Source organism: Microcoleus sp. ARI1-B5, assembly GCF_036705795.1.
Taxonomy (GTDB): Bacteria; Cyanobacteriota; Cyanobacteriia; order Cyanobacteriales; family Microcoleaceae; genus Microcoleus.
This window is the reverse complement of record NZ_JAUBVK010000009.1, coordinates 97,630-117,468: the sequence shown is the minus strand read 5'-3', so window position 1 is coordinate 117,468 and position 19,839 is coordinate 97,630. Positions and strand designations below refer to the sequence as shown.

General features: G+C 44.6%; 9 protein-coding genes. All 9 read right to left on the bottom strand.

Features of this window, described 5'->3' with window-relative positions; translation table 11 throughout:
• Nucleotides 1–110: 110 nt before the first annotated feature.
• Nucleotides 111–1,145: an ATP-binding response regulator gene (locus tag QUB63_RS16090; RefSeq protein WP_332946259.1), complete on the bottom strand. Its 1,035-nt coding sequence runs from the start codon at nucleotides 1,143–1,145 to the stop codon at nucleotides 111–113.
• On the bottom strand, nucleotides 1,142–7,489 hold the full coding sequence (locus QUB63_RS16085) for an AAA family ATPase (protein WP_332946258.1): 6,348 nt from the start codon (nucleotides 7,487–7,489) through the stop codon (nucleotides 1,142–1,144). Before QUB63_RS16085 ends, QUB63_RS16090 begins: the two co-directional genes overlap by 4 nt.
• 225 nt (nucleotides 7,490–7,714) lie before the next feature.
• A complete protein-coding gene (locus QUB63_RS16080; RefSeq protein ID WP_332946257.1) occupies nucleotides 7,715–8,995 on the bottom strand; it encodes a glycosyltransferase in 1,281 nt (426 codons plus the stop codon).
• 172 nt (nucleotides 8,996–9,167) lie between these two features.
• A complete protein-coding gene (locus QUB63_RS16075; RefSeq protein ID WP_332946355.1) occupies nucleotides 9,168–11,882 on the bottom strand; it encodes a CHAT domain-containing protein in 2,715 nt (904 codons plus the stop codon).
• 148 nt (nucleotides 11,883–12,030) lie between these two features.
• Nucleotides 12,031–14,160 (bottom strand): caspase family protein, encoded by a 2,130-nt coding sequence (locus QUB63_RS16070; RefSeq protein WP_332946256.1) that lies wholly within the window; start codon nucleotides 14,158–14,160, stop codon nucleotides 12,031–12,033.
• 73 nt (nucleotides 14,161–14,233) lie between these two features.
• Entirely contained in the window at nucleotides 14,234–14,917 is a 684-nt protein-coding gene (locus QUB63_RS16065) for a lysozyme (RefSeq protein WP_332946255.1), read from the bottom strand.
• A 30-nt stretch (nucleotides 14,918–14,947) separates the two neighbouring features.
• Entirely contained in the window at nucleotides 14,948–16,087 is a 1,140-nt protein-coding gene (locus QUB63_RS16060; RefSeq protein ID WP_332946254.1) for a M15 family metallopeptidase, read from the bottom strand.
• A gap of 259 nt (nucleotides 16,088–16,346) precedes the next feature.
• On the bottom strand, nucleotides 16,347–18,695 hold the full coding sequence (locus tag QUB63_RS16055; protein ID WP_332946253.1) for a PhoX family protein: 2,349 nt from the start codon (nucleotides 18,693–18,695) through the stop codon (nucleotides 16,347–16,349).
• A gap of 463 nt (nucleotides 18,696–19,158) precedes the next feature.
• Nucleotides 19,159–19,551 carry a hypothetical protein gene (locus tag QUB63_RS16050; protein WP_332946252.1) on the bottom strand — a complete coding sequence of 131 codons (393 nt, stop codon included), beginning with the start codon at nucleotides 19,549–19,551 and terminating at the stop codon, nucleotides 19,159–19,161.
• Nucleotides 19,552–19,839 lie beyond the last annotated feature (288 nt).

The following is a 19,839-nucleotide window of genomic DNA, read 5'->3' as shown; positions in this document are numbered from 1 at the left end:
CCCAAGTCCGCACGTGCGTTCCGAACCGTTTTTGTTATGTAATCGACCGGACATGATATGAATTCCTCACTACAAATTTATGCTATATTGTGCTGATGGCGCACTTTATTTTATGACTCCCGATCAATTGCAATTATAACTTCCGTTCCATCCCCCGGCTGACTGTTGATATCCAATTGTGCGTTAATGCGTCCCGCGCGTTCTCTAATCCCCAATAAACCAAAGCCATTACTAAAACAAATACTTTCCGTGTCAAATCCCTGTCCGTTGTCTTGCACCCGCAAAATAAACTTCGATGTCTCGTAAACCAAATTAATTTTAATATCCGTAGCTTTGGCATATTTAAAAGCATTTGTCAACGCTTCCTGCCCGATGCGCAACAGGTTATTTTCCACCTCTAAGGGCAGGGAATATGCCGTGCCAACTACTTCAACAATAGTGCGGGTATTAGTATCAGATGACATTTGTTTGGTAATGTAATTGAGAGCGCTATACAAGTCGCCATCTTCTAAAAGTTGCGGGCGCAAAGATTCTACAGAGCGCCGCGCTTCACCAAGTCCAGAGCGAGCCAGTTCGCACACTGTTTGGATGTGCGATCGCGCTTGTTCTGGATTGGCTGCTATTAGCCGTTCTGCGACTCCCAAATGTATAATAATTCCTGTAAAAGTTTGCGCTAAAGTGTCGTGAATTTCCCGCGCCATCCGGTTGCGCTCTTCCAGAATATTTTGGTCGATCAGTTGTCGAGAAAGCCTTCTAATCCGCAATTGATTTTCGACGCGCACTAAAACTTCTTGTTGCTGAAAAGGTTTTGTAATGTAGTCTATTCCGCCCACCGAAAATGCTTTGACTTTATCAAATATTTCCTGCAAAGCGCTGATAAAAATTACGGGGATATCTTGAGTTTGTTCAGCAGCTTTGAGCTGCTCGCAGACTTCGTAGCCGTCCATTTGAGGCATCATAATATCGAGTAAAATTAAGTCTGGTAAATTGGACTGGATAAAGTTGAGAGCTAATTTGCCGCTTGGGGCTAGGTGAACTTTATACCCAGCGGTCGATAGTATCCCGCTTAAAAGTGTTAAGTTGTTAGGACAATCATCAACAATTAAGATACTTTCGGGGCGGGTAAAACTGAGGTTTTTGTTCATGTTTCCTCCCTCAATGTGTGGATTAAATTTAGCAACTGTTCGTACTGAAAATTTTTAATGCAGGTTGCGCTCGCCCTAGCTAAGGGCTGATTGATTTCGCGGATTTGACCGATCGCTGTTTGCATCTGTTCCAAATCGAGATTGCTAATGGCTTGCTGGAGGTTGGCTACTAACTCAGGAGGCAATTCAGAAAAGGCGGCTTTTGTCAATACATTTACTTCATTTTCTGGGAAACTGGGCGCTGCATTTAGTTCTTCAAATACGAATCGCACTCCGATGTGTTTGTGCAGGGCATCAAATATGTTTGCTTCCCTAAATGGTTTGCGAATAAAATCATCGCATCCGGTAGAAAGAACTACGGCTTTCTCTTCTTCAAAGTTGCTTGCTGTGATGGCAATAATTGCTGTTGCTTGACCTTTGGTAGTGCCTTTAATTTGTTTGGTTGCTTCATAGCCATCCATCACCGGCATCCGCAGATCCATAAAGATTAAGTGCGGTGCATATTGCTCCCACTTTTCTATTGCTTCTATCCCATTTTGGGCTTCGTAGATTTCAAAACCCAAGGGGGAAAGTAGTTTAACTAGGAGTTGGCGGTTGTCTTGAGCGTCGTCTGCAATGACAATTCGATAGCGGGGCTGATTCGGTGCGATCGCAATTACTCGCCGCCTTTGCTGTTCCGGTGGGCGATCGGCACTTTCCACGGCTTTAACTTTAATGTCAAATTGAAAAGTTGTACCGACTCCCGCACGAGATTTAACCGTCATTTCACCGCCCATTAACTGCACAAAAGAACGGGCAATTGTCAAACCTAATCCGGTTCCTTGTTGGGATTTTTCCCCGGTTTTGGTTTGCACAAAAGCTGCAAATAGTTTGTCTAATTCACTAGCATCCATTCCTTCTCCGGTGTCTTCGATCTCAAAGCAGATTTTCCGAGCAAACTCCTGACGGTTTATTCTCACAGAAATGCCGCCTGCGGAGGTAAATTTAATCGCGTTAGAAAGCAGGTTAATCAAGATTTGGCGCAATTTAATTTCATCGGTTCGCACATATTGCGGAACGCCTGACGCCCGCTCTACTAATAACTGCAATCCCTTATTTTCTGCTTGAAGTTGAAACATATCTTCGAGGTCGTTCAGCAGGCGGTGGAGGTCAAAGTTTGTCTCGTTCAGCGTCGCGCGTCCGGCTTCTATTTTGGACAAATCTAATACTTGGTTGATTAGTGCGAGCAAATGTTCGCCGCTGCGGCTGATAATATTCAGGTGTTCTTGCTGTTCCTGAAATAGGTTAGAACTGCGATTCATTAGTTGGGAAAAACCGAGAATTGCATTGAGGGGAGTTCGCAATTCGTGGCTCATATTTGCGAGGAATGTACTTTTTGCTTGGTTGGCTGCTTGGGCTGCGGATTCGGCTCGTTTTCTCTCGGTGATTTCCCGCTGGAGTTCGAGGGTGCGATCGCTCACTTGCTGTTCTAATGTGCGGTTGTAGTCGGCTAGCAGCTTTTCGGCTTGTTTGCGATCGGTGATATCGGCAAAAGTGGCGATCGCATAATTAATCTTACCCGTTTCATCAACAATGGGCGTACTGGAAACTTCCAAGGAAACAATCTTATCAGGTCGATGAAACTCCATATCGTCTACTTTGACCGTTTCACCCGCTAAAGAACGCACAATGGGCATTTGGTGCGTGGGGTATAACTGGTTAGTTCCTGCTAGATAAACTTGACCAACTTCTGCTAATTGCTCAGTATTTGCTTCGGGTATAGTCGGAATCGCGCTTAGTTGATGCGCTGTGCGATTTGCGTAGGTGATTTGTCCCGTGGTGTCGTGGACACTTACGCCGATCGGCATTGCATTGATAAATTGAGTCAAACGGCTTTCGCGTTCTTTTACTTCGGAGAAGAGTTTGGCGTTGGTAAGTGCGATCGCCGCTTGTCCAGATAACAATTGCAAAACTTCCAAACGTTCGGGAGTAAAAGCTTGGGCGGTGAGGTTATTTTCGAGATAGACGATCGCGCTCAGTTGACCTTGATCCATCAAAGCCGCACACAAGATAGACTTGGGCTGACGTGTTTTGATGTAAGGTTCGTTGGTAAATTGTCCTTCGCGAGTTGCATCGTTTAGCACTAAATTTTCTTGAGTGCGAGCGACATAATTAATAACGGCTTCGCAAATTTCCGGGCAATTTGCGATCGGAATAGAGGGCAATACTTTGATGCGATCGTCATTGACTGCACCTTCAGCTTTCACCAGCAACTTACCTTGCTCTTCTAAAATCAAATAACCTGTTTGCGCCCCCACATTTTCAATGAGGATTTTCATCAGTCGGGAAAGTAGATTATCCAGGACAATTTCGCCCGCAATTGCCTCGGAAGCTTTCATGACTGTATCGATATCCAAGGAAGAACTAGAACGGCTGCCAGTAGTTGATATAGTGGTTGAAATGGCTTTATTTGTAGGTCGATCGAGCGTAAATAATTGCGGGTATCGCATTTCTAAATCTTTGACTTTAGCAGCCGCACCCCAAAGTTGATAGTAGTAACGAGCTTCCTGCATATAAGCTTTGGCTGTGAGTTCTTTTCCCCTGGATAAATAGAATTTAGCTGCGAGTTCGTAGGCGAGGGCGGCTTCGTTAATGTACTCGTGTTCTTTGGCGAGGGAAATGGCGCGATCGTAATAATCCATTGCTTCGAGAAATTGCCCTAAAACTCGCGCTTTTTCAGCTTCAACTAGATAAAATTTGTGCAAGTGATTCATGGGAGCGTGCTGCGCCCATTTACACATTTTTTCTTGGTTGAGAGTCACTCGATCGAGCCAATTATTTTTATCCTCAATCGGTGTTCGATCGCTCGCTAATTTTAAATAAACTAAAGAATCATAAAAGTGAAATATCGGAACAGCAACTATTCCTGTCTCGCCGCTTATATACTGTTGTGCCAGGTCTGCATTATCGATCGCTACATAATTATCTTCAAATAAAAAACCTAAAATCAGTTTGTTGAAATAAAGCAAGAACAACCCGTGTTTGTCATTATTTAAGAGATATACATCCCGCGATTCCTCTTCATTGTAAGCATCTCCTATCAACTGAATAGTATTGTTTGACTTAGCTTGTAAATTGCGAACCACCTCTAAAACCATAGAGAGGTAATTTAAGCTACTTGTTTGTCTGAATTTGCTAATACTTTCCCTGTAATTTACGATTTCCTGTTCTAGTTTGCCAAGTTCAAAGCCCATTGCATAAGAATTAAAAGGTCGCTCGAATAAAATATAGCCAATAAATTGCACGTCTCCTGTATCAACCGCACTTTGATAAGCTTCTAATAACATCGCTCTAGTTTCTTTTAAATGCTTTTTCCAATGGAGAATGTGATGGGCAATAGCATCTAAAACTTTAGCTTTGACTTCCCGAGCATTAAAGCGTTCTACTAACTTTAATGCCAATTGAGAAAACTGATAACCCAACTCAATATCTAAAACAATCCCACACAATACAACGCCGTATGTCGCATAAGCAAAAGCAGACAAAATAGAATTTCCATATTCGATCGATAAATTGACATTAGCTAAAACCATTAATATCATTAAGTTGGGATTAGCTATATAGGTAGCCCCCATTAGTTTTGATAAAATCAATAAAGCGGCCAGTGGTTCGGGTTGTGTCATCTCGGGCAAGTCTAGCAAGTGCTCTATTTTCCAGCGCTCTAAAAGAGATTTTGTTTCTTCAAACCCTTTTTCAACATCCCTCATGTCTGGGTTTTCCGGTAAATTTATCCCCAATAAGTGTAGAAAATACAAACCGATTTTTATGCCTTCTTGAAAGTTGCTTTGAGACAGCGCTGCTTGAATTTTAAGAGCGTAAATCTTTGCTCGATCGACCGCGATTTTAGCATTTTCCAGCACGAGGGCAGCTAAACTTTCCATCCGATCGAAATCCCCAAAAAAATAAGCTGCCTCTGCGGCTTCTTGATGCAATTGCAAGCTGAGCTTGTATTGCGCCAGCCAACAGTTTTCTCCCAGCAAATTTATCCCTGTTTGCAGGTAGTTGAAAGCTGGCTGATAAGCCGCTGATGCCTTGGCTTTATTGCCAGCAATCAAATTTAACTGGGCCAGTTCATCTTTTTCTGTTTGATGGGAAATTAGCTCGCAGCCGAAATTGAGTTGATTAACAATGTCAAATATTTTTTCTTCTCGCTTGTATATCGAAGTATTTTGCAGCAGCATTTGTCCTATTTGTTTGTGGACGATCGGCTTATCCTCTTCGGCAATTAGCGAATAAGCAGCTTGCTGAATTCTGTCATGAACAAACTTGTATTCTAGGGTTCGATCGCTGGGTAATTTTCCGGCAATTTCTAATTCCACATCTCCCATATTCCCCAGCAACAAAACTAAATTTTCCGCAACGGATGCGTGCAAATCATCCGCCATTTCTCCCACAGATTTTTCGCAAAGCGAGGCTAAAGTTTTCAGCTCAAATTGATTGCCAATACAGGCTGCTATTTTTAACGTTTCCTGCGTATTATCTGACAGTTGTTGAATTTTACCAGCCATCAATTCGACAACATTATCAGTGAAGCCCCTCGCTTTAATTTCCTCTAAATCCCATTCCCATCTGACAGCGGTAAAGTCAAATTGTAACAACCCTTCCGTATAAAGCGCTTTGAGAAATTCATTCATAAAGAAAGGATTGCCACCTGTTTTTAACAGCACTAACTCAGCAAGCGCTGTGACTCTTTCCTCGCGGCAATTCAGCGCATCGGAAATCAATTGAGTGACGGTGGCTAAATCCAAAGGTGACAGAAAAATGCGATCGACACTGGCTCCATTTTTGATAATTTCTTCAATTGTCAAGCTTAAAGGATGAGCGGGAGAAACCTCGTTATCTCGATACGCGCCAATTAGAAACAAACCAGGTGTCCTACCGCTCGTTAACAGTTCGATTAACTTGAGAGAAGCGCCATCAGCCCACTGCAAATCGTCTATAAATACAGTCAGAGGATGTTCGGGTTTAATAAAGACTGTAATGAAATTCTGAAACACTAAATTAAAGCGATTTTGGCTCTCGCTCGGCCCTACTTCTGGTACGGCTGGTTGCTTGCCTGTGATTAACTCTACTTCGGGAATTACATCAATAATGATTTGACCGTTGATTCCTAAAGCTGTTAATAATTTTTGCCGCCACTCTTGTAGCTGTACTTCACTTTCAGCTAATAACTGTTTGACTAATTCTCGCAGGGCGCTGACAACAGCACTGTAGGGAATGTTGCGCTGGTACTGGTCGAATTTGCCGCAAATGAAATAGCCGCGTTTTTGAGTAATCGGTTTGTAGAGTTCTTGGACGATCGCGCTTTTCCCAATCCCAGAATAACCCGCAATCAGAAACATTTGGCTTTCCTCGGAAGCTCGATCGAACGCAGTTAAAATAGTGGCAATTTCTCGCTCTCTGCCGTAAAGTTTTTGCGGGATTTTAAATTTATCGGAAATGTCTTGACAAGCTAACGGAAAAACTGATATTGTATTATTGCCGTGCAATTGATTCAAACAAGATTCTAAATCGGCTTTAATTCCCAAAGCACTTTGATAGCGTTCTTCAGCATTTTTCGCCATTAACTTCATCACAATATCCGAAAGAATTTGCGGAATTTCAGGATTCACCTGGGATGGAGATGGCGGCTGTTTGGCGAGATGGCTGTGTACTAATTCCAGCACATCATGAGTGTCAAAAGGCAGTTGGTGCGTCAGAAGTTCGTAAAAGGTAGCACCGAGGGAATAAAAATCTGTGCGGTAATCGAGACTGCGGTTCATTCTGCCGGTTTGTTCCGGCGACATATAAGCAAGAGTTCCCTCTAAAATGTTGGGATTTCTTAGGCTGTGATTCTCTCGCGTTAACTGTGTAGAAATGCCAAAGTCGATGATTTTTAGCTGGCGGGTAGCTGGATTGAAGACGATATTTGAAGGGTTGAGGTCTTTGTGGATGATGTTGGCTGCGTGAATTTGTCCTAAACTTTCAGCGGTGGCGATCGCAATTCGTAACAATTCTTCAATAGTAAATTTTTGTTGCTGCGTCCAAATTTTCAAGGATTCGCCGCCAAAATCCTCAACAAACATCACCAGCGTGTTTTGATATTGCTGCAAATCGTAGGCTTTTATACAGCCAGTCAGGTTCAAGGATTGAGTAATCTTATACTCAGTGCGGTAGCGCGCGAGTTCTTGAGGTGTGGGATAATTTTCTTTGAGGACTTTGAGGACGATCGGCTGGCTGTGCGATCGCCGAAATCCTCGGTAAACTAGGGAATTTGCGCTTTCGTAGATTTGACTTGTGACTTCAACGTCAGGAAGAGTCAGCATATTCACCCTGCGGTCAACGGTGCGTTGAACATAGCATAAATATGCCGATCGCACAAGATGTGAGGCGATTTTAGATTTGAGATTTTAGATTTGAGATTTTCAGCGCACGGGTAGTCAGAAACCGGGTTTTTTAACGAAATATTTGCTTAAAATCCTGAATCTCGGTTAAAAAACCCGGTTTCTTGGTTCCTAGTGCGTCCCGAAGTATAAATTTGACTCTACAGCTTAGATTTTAGAAGCCAAGACAGGTTTTCCGGTCAAGACAACCTGTTCGATAATGTCAGCGGCGCGCTTCGTTCCTCCCGATCGCGCGATCGCCCCTTGCATATCCATCGCCCTTTGTTTATAACACTCTTGGGTTAGAATTTTCTGAATTGTCGATCGCAATTTAGCAACGCTCAACTCCTTCAAAGAAACCACTTCACCAACACCAGTATAAGCAATCCGCGCCGCCACTCCCGGCTGATCGTTCGCCACAGGAATTGCCACCATCGGTACTCCATTGCTCAAGGATTCCAAGGTTGTATTCATCCCCGCGTGAGTAATCGTGAGAGCCGCTTTTTGCAACAGTTCTAATTGCGGTGCATAGCCAACAACGATCGGATTTCCGGGTAATTTAGGTAAAGATTCAGGAGTAGCGCCACCACCGAGAGCGATGACCAATTGAGCATCTAACCCTTCACAAGCAGAGGCGATGGTTTGAAAAACTTCCAGCAAGCGATTTTGAATGGTTCCCATTGAGGCATAAATTAAGGGTTTACCTGTTAATTTTTCAAAGGGAAAAGGTATAGATTTGCGCGTGGCCCTGTTGTGATAAGGGCCGGTGAAATGGAAATGCGGGGGTAAATTTGGCCGGGGAAACTCAAATTCAGCAGGTGATTGACTGATTTGAGCCAGTTGAGAGTAAGCATCATTCGGGTGAGAGTGCAAAGGTAATTTCCACTCTTTGCGAGACTGGGCGATGCCCTCTCGAATCGGTTTGGCAAGCAGATTGAGTAACTGATAGCTGACTTGATTGCGTAAGCGTCCTCCCCAAGTTGGACTGTATGACCAAAGGGTACAAATGGGTGGAAGGTTGGGGTCTCGATTTAAGAGTAACGCACTGCAAACTGTGATAAAAGGAATGTTTAGAAAGTCGGCAATTGTTCCTCCTTCCAGTGAAACTTGGTCTACTAACAAAGCTTCTACATCGGCTTGTTTAATGGCGATGGGAGCTTCTCTGAGAATAGCAGTCGAAGTCTTGGCAACTTCCTTAAGAGTATGTCGCAATGCCGCCAGTCCGCTAAGTTTTCCGCGTTGGGTAAGGATTTCTGCGAACCAGCCAACGGGAAACTCATCTTCAGCTAATGGATGAAATTCTAATCCGCTGGCTAGAGTTTTTGCTTGAGCATCGGGGAATCCAAATACCGTGACTCGATGTCCTCGGCGAAGTAGTTCGCTGGCCAAAGTTGTCATCGGGTTGAAGTGGCCGTCGCCTGCCGGACAGAGAATGCCGAAGTGGGTCATTAGTAAAGGCTCCTTTGGGTTGAATTTTTTTGTAAGATTATATCGTTAGTATGAGTAGTTTTTGTTGCTGGGGCGATTCGCTACGCTTTCCTACGGCTGACTGTTGTGAGGGAGGAGGTTTTAGGGCGATCGCTTGTTGCTAGGATGCGATCGCCCAACTTCCAATCCAACTCTAATCCAGCTTCATCCCAGCAAAATGTTCCAGCAACATCCGGTGAACAAAAATATACCCACCCCCAACCTTTTGCAGAAAAAGACAGTCAGCAGCATAATTTAAAAAGCGGGCATAGTTCCAGGGAGCGTATTTGTGAAAGTAAAGGATGAGACGTAAAGTAAAGTGTTGAATGCACGCAGCACTTCCACCAAAAATTACCCCTAGAAATAATCCATAAAAAAAGCCTCCGCCCAAAGCTGGCATCACTGCCTTAAGTCCGGTTATTCCTACCATCGGGCCTACTATTAACCCTCCTTGCAACCCTTGTAGCAGCCCTACTACCAGCCCTCCTAACAGTCCCAATAACCCCGCGCTTCTAGCAGATTTCCAGATACCCTGATTGGGGAAAATTCTTGTATCTATTTCTGGGCCTCTAAAGCCCCGACTCAAACAATAAATTAGTATTCCAAGCAACCCCTGAGCTAAACCTGTTATCAGCGCTGCTCTCTGTGTTCCGAGTAATTTGTACGCTCCGAGCATATTAGCAGAAGCAGGATTTCCAAAAACCAGCGCAGTTTGTATTCCAAAAATTAGCCCAGAAATTACTCCAAAACTTAGCCCGTAAGTTAGACTTCTTTTCGCTTCCTGCCAAGACCATTTTATGCTTTCCACTGGTTTAATTTCTAGTTTTGCCAGCGCCACAATCAACCCAAATATCAATCCCGCAGTCATTCCTTTGCTCACTACAGGAATCAGAACGACAATCAGTTCATGCTTTATTCCCGACACATATTCCAGCCACCAAATAATCATCCCAATTGGCAAACAAATTATCCCCGACATTAACACTGTCAGCAGCGCCACACCAACTTTATAATAAACATTTATTGGAATTTTATTTGGTAACCAACTCGGCTGTAACTGCTCAAGCAAAAATAGTGTTTGTGACCCTTTAACCATGCTTTTTGCCAACCAATGCAGCCATCGCTTCGTTTGCTGCTCTGAATAGGGCTTAACTTTTTTACCCCGTTGAAACATCCGTTTAATATAAGTATCAAATAAGCGTTGATAGCGTTGCTCTCGTGAGCTAAGTTGGCTTAACAGCTCTGCCCGCGAACAATCCCGATAAGCCAAACTCATCACACTCAAAATCAAAGGATTTCTGGCAAACACCTCTAATTCAGTATCCTGTTGTAGCAGTTTATTTAAATGGATGAGTTGGTTTCCTGCCTCATCTAAATATTGGTAAACTTGTTCGGAAGTTAACGGTTGAATGCAAATTGCACTGCATAGCTTTAAACGCTCTGATAGAGCATCATACTCTCGGACACGACTGCACACAACGATGTCAGTAACGCCATGAGCTTCTATAAATTGATTCAAAGCGCGAACAAAAGCATTGCGATATTTTTCGGCAATTTCATCTAAACCATCCAACAGCAGAATTAGTTCTTCCTGTTCAATCAAATTTTTACCCAAAGATGGAGGAACTTTATATCTATTATTGAGTTCATCTACCAACCATTCAGCAATAGTCTGTCGCTTATTTCCCCAAGATGATAGGGTAAACACTACTGGAATAGGCTGGCTTAAATCTTGTTCGCTGCGAGCAACCAAGCGCTGTGCTATCTTCAGGAGAGTAATTGTTTTTCCGGTTCCGGGTTCCCCTAAAATCAGCAGCGTTTTACCTGTCCCCATCTCTGCATAAATCTCTGTTTCCTGTAGTTCTTCAAAGGATTCATCGAGTTCTACAGGCACATCATCTACATCATCAAATGGACGTTTCACGGCATCGGGACGTTCTTTTGTGTTGCATTCAATCAGAACCTGGGTATGCAGAGCGTTGGCTAAAAATCCTTTGATCCAGGAATCCTTGACTCGATTCAGTAAAGCCTGTCTGTAACGGTATTCTCGTTGAGTCAGCGGTTGAACTCTAGCAGGAACTTGTCCAAAATCATCCCAAACTTCTCTCGCTTGTTCTCGATATCGTTTGCGGGCAATTTCTGCTTTTAGTGCTTCTCTCAAATCCGATGAATTATCTAAATAAGTTGTTGCTCGATATTCGGGAATTCTAGCCAGTTCTGATTTTTTCATGAGAACAGGCTTTAAATGTTCTTGTATGACAATAACTTCTTCAATCGGATCGATCAGTTCAAACTTGCGAGTTCCTTCGAGACTGCGCGAACCCGAAGTAATTTTTTCGGGAATCTTAATTTGAATCGCAACACAGCCATGCTTGTAAGACTCCTCTATTGATTTTCCATAAGCTAATGCTTGGTAAAAGCCTGTCGCAAAAGCTATCGCAGCATCATCTCGAATTTCTTGGCTCATCCCAATCACAAAGTTAATATGCTCAATGATGGCTTGAGCCTGTATTTCTGAGTAGCAAGCATTCAGCAAAACGCATTGAATCTTACCATAAAGTGCAAGTACGCTGGAGAAAGTATTTGTACTGACTAACTGTTCCCGTCCTGCATCATTTTGTAGTACCAAACCTTGCTCTCCTGTTCCATGTCCGCAGAAATGGATAATTAGCGGTTCATGCTCTAATAACAGCTCCTGCAAATCGTCTGGACGCACTGCCAACTCAATTTCTACATCGAATTGAGCATCCTTTCCCTGGCGTTTTATCACCTTATTTAAGTCTCGAATTTCTCGATCTAGGTTCAGGTCTTTTCTGGGATTGGATGCTAAAATTAGAATTTTTTTCATATATTTAACCCAGCGGTATATTTGGGTGGAAACATTAGGCGATCGGGACGCTCCGCACGCGGGTCGGAAACCGGGTTTATTCGTAAAATTCTCGTCTCCGAACCAATATTTTTTTAAGAAACCGGGTTTCTTTAGCCTTAGTCCTCATCATGATAGTTTTAGTGATTTACTATCGTTTGATAACCATCCGTATCTGTTTTACCACCCACTCTGCATTAGGGTCAGGTTCATAAATCATTTTACGAGCGACACTAGGCGGATTATCAACATCAGCACCGATAGTCGTCAACAGATTGTTCAGAGGACTAATGCTTTGTGCTTCTCCCCTTTGGGTAAACTCCTTTGCGAGGTTTTCTAGTTCTTGATTGAGATTTCCCTTTTTCTCTAATTCTTCATCCAGAGGAGCGAGTGCTAGCCATCGAAAATCAGCTAGTCCGCGAGTTGCAAACAGCTTGAGTGTTTCTGTCACTTGCTCGTATCCCTCTATTTCCGGCACTGAAAAACGCAGCCGTCCGATAAATTTCTGTTCTCGACCTTGTAACTGATCAAAAGGCGCTTCAATTCTTTTAATAGGAATCTGAGATATAGCCCAAGTAGGATCTAAATCAAGCACTGCAATATTGAGCGGTTCGGAGGAAGTATTCTTGACTCGTAGATATGTTGCTTCTCGATTTTCTAGGGTGATGTTACTTGAACTAGGGAAGGGTTGTTTATTGGCATCACACAATTCAAATTCAAGACAGTCTGTTAGTTCGGAAGCGGGATTGTCGAGTTCCTGAACAGTCTGATATTTAGCTAAATGAACTAAACGAGCGACTAAAGTTGCTGCCGCATCAGGATGATCGATCGCGAGTGGTGGCCTGAGATTTTTAAGAGGCATTCCACTACAGATTTCGTACTCGCCATTGCGGCCAACCGCAACTTGATAATGAGCTTCTCGCTCGTCATTCGGTGGCAATTCAAGAAGCCAACCATTATCTATTAAAGCTTGCCGCACAGCTTCTAAAACAGGCGTTTGCTTTCCTGCTAACTCCGCCGGCAATTCATGCTCTTTGTCGCCGACTTGTTTTTGGTCAAACAAGCGCACTCGACGCACCAAATCGACAGGTGCAGATACCATAACTGCTGGAGCACCTTGCTCAATCTGTCCTTTAACTATCATCCCACCGATGTCAGCTTCTAGAACTTTACCCTGGGAAGTAGACGCTTCAACTTCTGTGATTTCAATAATTGCCAGTTGTTGCTGCTTATTGGAAAAATCTGCTGTGTTTAGCGGATAAATTGCAAATCTTGTACCGCTGCTCAATCCTTGAGCGAGTCCTGCATTTAATGTGACTTGCTTCTGGTTTTCGTCTACCTGCATCAGCGTTACAGCATACTGGGTAGAGATGCGATCGCTCCCAAAGACTAAGCGATCGCCCTCACCGAGCAACATGGGCATTTGAGCGGGAAACTTGCTCTGAATTTTAGCGTTTATGCGATCGTACAGCGATTTGTAAGTTATACCTGAAGTCGTGCTTGTCAGAGTATCGATCATCCAGTAAGTCAGCGCTCCATGTCGTTCTTTCCCATTAACGTTATACTCAAAAGCATACTCAGTGGGACGGCAAGCGGCTAGCAGAACATAGTCTTTTGATGGCGGCAACCATGCTGAGGAAGAACCATTTCCCTCTGTCAATATCTGCCAATTCCTAATCAATTCATCGCGGGAAGCAACAGCACTATCTTTGGGACGTGTTGCAAAATCTGCCGACTCTGAACCTCGAATATCGCAATCGCCTCGCGTCGCCCCTCCAGAATGACAACTATCTAAAACAACAGTGACAATCAGTTGCTTATCAGTCATGCGTTTTAGGAGTGTCGCCAACTCTACATCGCGTAAATAATATCCGTCTGATTCACCGACATCCATGGGAACAATTCCCTCATCATTTTGTCCCTCTCCTTTGAGTTCTGGATAGATGGTTGCTGCACGTCCTCCATGCCCGGAATAGTGAATGTAAACTCGATCTTGAGGCTGAGCAAATTCCGTAATAATCTGAAAATTCTCCACGATATTTTTATAAGTTGGCAGAATGTCTGGCGCTTGAATTGCCTCAATAGTGTCAGGATTAGGAGAGGTTAACTTAAAAATTTGCTCGAACGGAATTTCGAGTGTCTTCAGGAGATAGTTTGCCACAAGGTTAATGTCTCGCACACATCCCTTAAGATTTTTATACAACTGATTAGGCAGGTAGCAGTCTACCCCGATCAGTAATGCGTAAAACTTTGAGTCGGTTGAATTTGGTGCGCTAGCCATATATTTCTCAGATTTTGTGGAGTTGCTGACTTTTTCCTTTCTTATAGATATGATTTCACTGTGGAAGCGACATCTAAAAAACTGCCCAATCTTCCCCTAAAAACAAAGCTCTCTCAGCCTTCCGCCGCCGCGTCAATCCTTCTAATTCTTGACCCCCTGCCTTATTCCAGATCGGGAATTCATCAGCCGCACCCTGAAAATCACCTTGATTCAAAAGTTTTAAAAGCGTTGACTCGAATAGAGAGCCTGCACCCAAATTGAAACTAAAAGACACTAAAGCTGAGAATTGATTTTCATTGATATCAACTTCCACAGCCTCAGAGACAGCGCTTTCAAATTCTGCCAAATCTTTTCTGAGCAACTCCTGGGCCTGCGCTTCAGTAATTGTCATTCCCTCATATACGCCTTGGGTATGTCCGTATCCAATTGTCCAAATGCCAACAGCATCCAGATAGGCTTCTAACTCCATTCGCTCAAAAGATTTAATCAAATTCACCCCATCTTGGTTAATCGTCATTCCTCCCCGAATTCCTATTTCCCTAACTTGAGGAGTAACTTTATCGGGAGGTGCAGTAATAAATGTTTTAGCTAATGTGAATCGCAAAGCTTTTGAGAGCAATTTTACTTGTCCTTTGGTGGCGATCGCCTTTACTGCTATCTCGCCTTCCATTTCATACAGACTCCCATCAGGGAAAATGTGCAGCACCCGTTCCATAGTGATTTGTCCTAGCGTGTTGTAGGTGGACTCAATTATCAAATCTGAGCTTTGATGGGGATTCTCAACTATTTAGAAACCCTCTACAGGTGATTTGTTGAGTTTTTCTTTCGTAGCAGGCCCAACTGCACTATCCTCGTCAATCTGTTCGTTGGGATTGTGTCTGTTCCACAGTTTTTGGAAGGCTAGTACAGCAGTACCTCTAATGTCCTGCTTGTCGCTTCCTTGATACTCGAAGTGGCATAGGTCGTTAGCATATGCAGGCCAATACCAGTCATACTTTGTTAAAAAAGAACTCCAGCCTTCAGGGTCTTCGATATCGAAGGCTAGACCACTTTCATGCTCGCTAGAGCCTGGTTCTGCAACGCGGTCATAACCGCAACTGGAGCCACGAGTGAATAGAAATTGTTGTTGGGCGATCGTCCGGTAAGCTGAATTGACGAGCAGTTTTTGACCGCGATCGCGAATAGCCTGAGCGAGTGCTTCTTTTGCGGGAAGCTGAAGAAAAGGGTGAACGCCTTCACCGAGTTCTACATCGAGATCGGCGAAACTTACGAGACAGTTCGGCTCTATCTTGTTCATTTCTTCAATAAGCTGTTTGTCGAGCAGGCGGACTACAGCGGTTGAACAGCCGGGAGCGTCCTGAAGGGTAACTGTACCGCGAGCGCCTACATCTTCTAATGCTCGCCGTTGAGCTGGGTCATTATCTGTCTGATTGATGCGATCGCACGGTTCAATTCCTAGCTTTTTTTTCCAAACTTCGCAAATTGTTTCCGATGTGGTTGAGGCCATTGTAGAACTTGCCGAAACCAGTGTTTTGATAATCAACACTGCAACAATCGCGGCCATCGAAAAAGGTAAATGGAGTTGACTTGCTAAAGTCGGGGCTAAAAATGCCGCTGCTTTATCAGAGTTTTCTTTGTAGCTTGCCGCAATTTTGGCTGTCAGTTCAGGGTCTAAGAGTTCGCCACACATCAAATCATAGGATTTGATATTTAATTTATTGAAAAACTTGTCGCCCAAATCGACATCAGCACTATCGGGAATTCCACCTCTCGGAGTAGCACTTAGGGCCTCATCAAGACTCTCCAGAGAAGCCGATCGCGCCGTTGTATCTTGCGCTATTGCTTGGGCGCGGATTCCAAGCTGTGCCTTGAGAGTATCCTCATCAAGGTCTAACATTTTTTGGACTAATTCATCTACTTGGGTCATATTTTTTTAATAAAATTGACTGTGGATTGTATCTCTTTTTCACAGCTTCAATCCTAAGAACATTATTCCCAAATAGGTTCTAGCTTTTAGTTGAGTCTTGAATTAGCTAAATGGCTAGCTGGCGACTGACTCTAGGTGGAGGAAATAACCTGAACTTTTGGCTAGGTGTCGCGCCAAACGCAGTAATACCTATTCTCACAAGTAAGGACACGGCAATGCCGTGTCCCTACAAAAATGCCGTGCAATTTAGCCGATCGCTCTAAACAAACTGGCCAGTGGAATTTGTTCGCACGCGGCGAATCCCAATCACCGACGGCATCGGCGATCGGCGCGAATCATTCGAGATATTGCTCGGCCACAAACTCCCCCGCGAAACAGTCCGAGTTTGATTGAAAACAGCACCATTTAAATCCAACATCTCAATTTGGCGGCGCAAAACAGTACCGTCATCGATCGGGCAATCTTCCCCCGGATGCTGCACCGAAATCAGCAGCGTATCTCCCACAAAAGTCGGCCCCGTCATTTCGCACCGATTCGGGCCGTAAGCAAACGGAATTACAGTGCCCGCATTCGGCCCAGATGTCGGAATGTAAAACAGCCAATTGTTGCCGAAAACACCAGTAAAATCCGAGACATTTCCAGTCTTCGTGTGGTCGATCGCATTTGGCTTACCAACAGCACCCACATCAAAACCGTTGTGCGTAGAAGTAGACATATCAGTCACACCCCAAATATTGCCTTGAGGGTCAAAAGCCAAATTGTCCACACTCGCAAATCCCGCGCCAGCTACTGTGCCGGCTTCTCCGCCTTGGGCCAAACGCTGCCAGCGGAAAGTCAAACCAGCACCGTCAGAACTATCTTCAATTATTTTGTAAATTCCTCCCGACTGCTGGGTGCTATTGAGTGCGCTACCGTATTTAGCAACAGTAAAAATGCGAGAATCTGGATAGCCGTCGCTTCCCGGTGCAGCGTCAGTATAGGAAATGAAAACTTCCTTAGTAGTAGGATTAACTTCCAAATCTTCCGGCCGCGCCGTCGGAGTGCCGCCAATCAAATTAGCAGCTAAAAAAGCATCAACTAAAACCGCACCTTGGCTGCTGTAGAAATTAGCAAGAGTTTTATTTCTGTAGCCGGGAAGTGCTGTTGCTTCATTAGTTGTATCTGCTACAAAAGAACCGCCATCTTCGGTTTGACCGGCAATTCCGGCGCGTTTTGGCAAGCGAGTATTTGCATCTCTTTGAGCTTTGCCAAAAGTTGCCAATTCGGCCTCGCCCATTTTGGTGGGACGCACCGGATTTGTCTGGGTATTGATTGTCAGCGGCAGCCATCTTCCCGCACCGTTGCGATTGTATTGGGCGACGTACAAAACGCCGTCTTCAAATAAGCGGCTGTTGGTTTTATCTGCGGGATTTGTAACAGTACCGTTGCTGACAAATTTCCAGGTGTGTCCGCCGCGCCGATCGTCCCCCATGTACACTACTAATCTGCGGCCTGCTTCGGCGCGAATCGCGACGTTTTCGTGGCGGAAACGGCCTAAAGCCGTGTGTTTGCGCGGGCGGAAACTCGGATCTTGGGGATCGACTTCTACCATCCAGCCGTATTTTTCGCCGACTAAGCCGAATTCCTCACCGGTAGTTCCCTTGGCGTAGCCGGTTTGGCCGCCGTTGGGTTTGATGTTTTCCTGAACTCCCACGAAGAATAGTTCGCTGCCTTGGAAATTTTCTTCGGCGGAGAGGATTGTTCCCCACGGGGTTGTGCCACCGGAACAGTTGTAAGCTGTACCGATGATGCGGTTGCCGAGTCCGTCGCTGTTGACGGTGGCGAAGACTTGGGTGGCTGCCGGGCCCGTGCCCGTGAGATAGTTGTTGTCGCCTTGTCTGGTTCCCCATCCGGTGACATCTTTGTATTTATCGCTGCGCTGGCTGTTGATTCCGAGGCCGGAAAGTCCGTGAATGCGTCGGTTGAGGGGATCGCGGGGAATGGCAGCAAAGCGTCCGTCAGCTTGTTTGGTGATGCGGACGATCGATCCGCCGAGATTGTACAGGAATTCGCCGAGGGTAGCCTGATTTTTTACCGATAAGTCTATCCCGAGGACGGCGCGATCGCTCGCTGGAAAAGATGCCACATCCGACGGGGCCTCCGGTGCAACTTTCGACATCGGGAAAGATACGTACTCGTGGTTGACCCACAGATAGCCGTCGTCATTGCTGCCGCGCAGGCCTACGAAGCCTGTATAGTCGTTGTTGTAGCCGAAATAGTCTGCCGGATCGGGGAAAACGCGATCGCCCCAGCGGAGAATCACATAACGTTCGTATTCCGGCGGCACAACCACATCGTCAACCACGTTGTAACTGGTTAATTTAGTATCCCCCGACGCACTCATCACAGTCCCCTGTCCGTTCAAAGCCGTCGGCATGAAACTCGACAGTTCTCGATAAATTGGCAGCGGGTGGGGAAGTCTTAAAGGAGTGAAAGATGTCGTAACTACAGCTTTGGCATCGCTGGAATTGATGCCGAAGAGCGTTTGAGTTAGGCCAGGAGCAAGCACGGTGGTAGCTGCACTGCTGCCGAAGAAAATTAGCAGTTGTCGGCGAGTTATTTTAGACATAAATTCCTTTTCAACCCAACATCCCTAGTCTTACGAGTCTCCATAGAAATTTACTACTGTTAAATTAAGGATAGTTAAACTTTTGGTTAATTAAATCAGAGGAATTTTTTGGTTAAAAACACGTTAAATTTGCCGCTAATTAGTCGTCAGTATATTCGTAGTGTGCGCGCTGCACATCTGACTATTTAAAGTAGGGGAAGATTTTAATTAAAAAAACGTTAAAATTGGCAGCGATCGAAGTTGACAGACCGACAGCGGATAGCGAACAACTTTGTCCACTTGCTACGCTGTCAACTTAAAAACATTGCTGTCAACCCTTCGACTTCGCTCGGGGGGCAAGCTGTCAACCCCTCGGCTTCGCTCGGGGCAAGCTGTCAACCCTTCGACTTCGCTCGGGGGGCAAGCTGTCAACCCCTCGGCTTCGCTCGGGGCAAGCTGTCAACTATCAACTGTCAACATGATATCAATCATCTCGAAAAGCCGGATCGTTTTGTCGGGATGCCGATCGACTGGGCGCAGGTACATTAATCCTTTGCGGCTGGCCGGAATTTGCGGGCGAGATATTGGGATCTATGAATCCCAGCAGCAATTTAGCATCCGCAAAATATCTAGTCCACTGTTCGATGCTCGAATTTTTCTGCCACTGGCTGCGGGATACTCTCGATCGCAAAACCGGAACTCTTTGCCGGCTGCGATCGGCTGTAACTATCACCGTAACTTCTGTTAATGCCGGGTTTTCTTGAAACTGGCGGGCGATCGACAATGCGGCTAAATCTTCCGCCTGCTGCACTAAACTTGCATAAGATTGACTGCCGTCCGAATTTAGGGTAAGATAGCTTTCCTTAGTTTCTGCCAAAGATACTGATATACTTGCGACAAAAAAGACCGTTGCTAAAATAAAACTTGAAAATAAGCGCCGATGCAAATTCATTTTTTTTTACTAAAGGCTGACACTTGTCAATGATAATCAACCAAATTTAACACCTAATTAAGGTTTGATTAAAAAAATATTTTATCTGGTCGGGTTTACCCAAAAAATACAGCTTTTTGGGTAAAAATTGGCAATAAAAGGGCTTGTAGATACTGTCAACGGAAGAGGAACTTCTACATAACTGATATCGCTCCTACAAAAAAAATCTTCGCA

Bases quoted from the DNA above. Each gene is read 5' to 3' on its own strand.
- QUB63_RS16090 (WP_332946259.1), bottom strand. From the start codon at position 1,145: ATGAACAAAAACCTCAGTTTTACCCGCCCCGAAAGTATCTTAATTGTT.
- QUB63_RS16085 (WP_332946258.1), bottom strand. From the start codon at position 7,489: ATGCTGACTCTTCCTGACGTTGAAGTCACAAGTCAAATCTACGAAAGC.
- QUB63_RS16080 (WP_332946257.1), bottom strand. From the start codon at position 8,995: ATGACCCACTTCGGCATTCTCTGTCCGGCAGGCGACGGCCACTTCAAC.
- QUB63_RS16070 (WP_332946256.1), bottom strand. From the start codon at position 14,160: ATGGCTAGCGCACCAAATTCAACCGACTCAAAGTTTTACGCATTACTG.
- QUB63_RS16060 (WP_332946254.1), bottom strand. From the start codon at position 16,087: ATGACCCAAGTAGATGAATTAGTCCAAAAAATGTTAGACCTTGATGAG.
- QUB63_RS16055 (WP_332946253.1), bottom strand. From the start codon at position 18,695: ATGTCTAAAATAACTCGCCGACAACTGCTAATTTTCTTCGGCAGCAGT.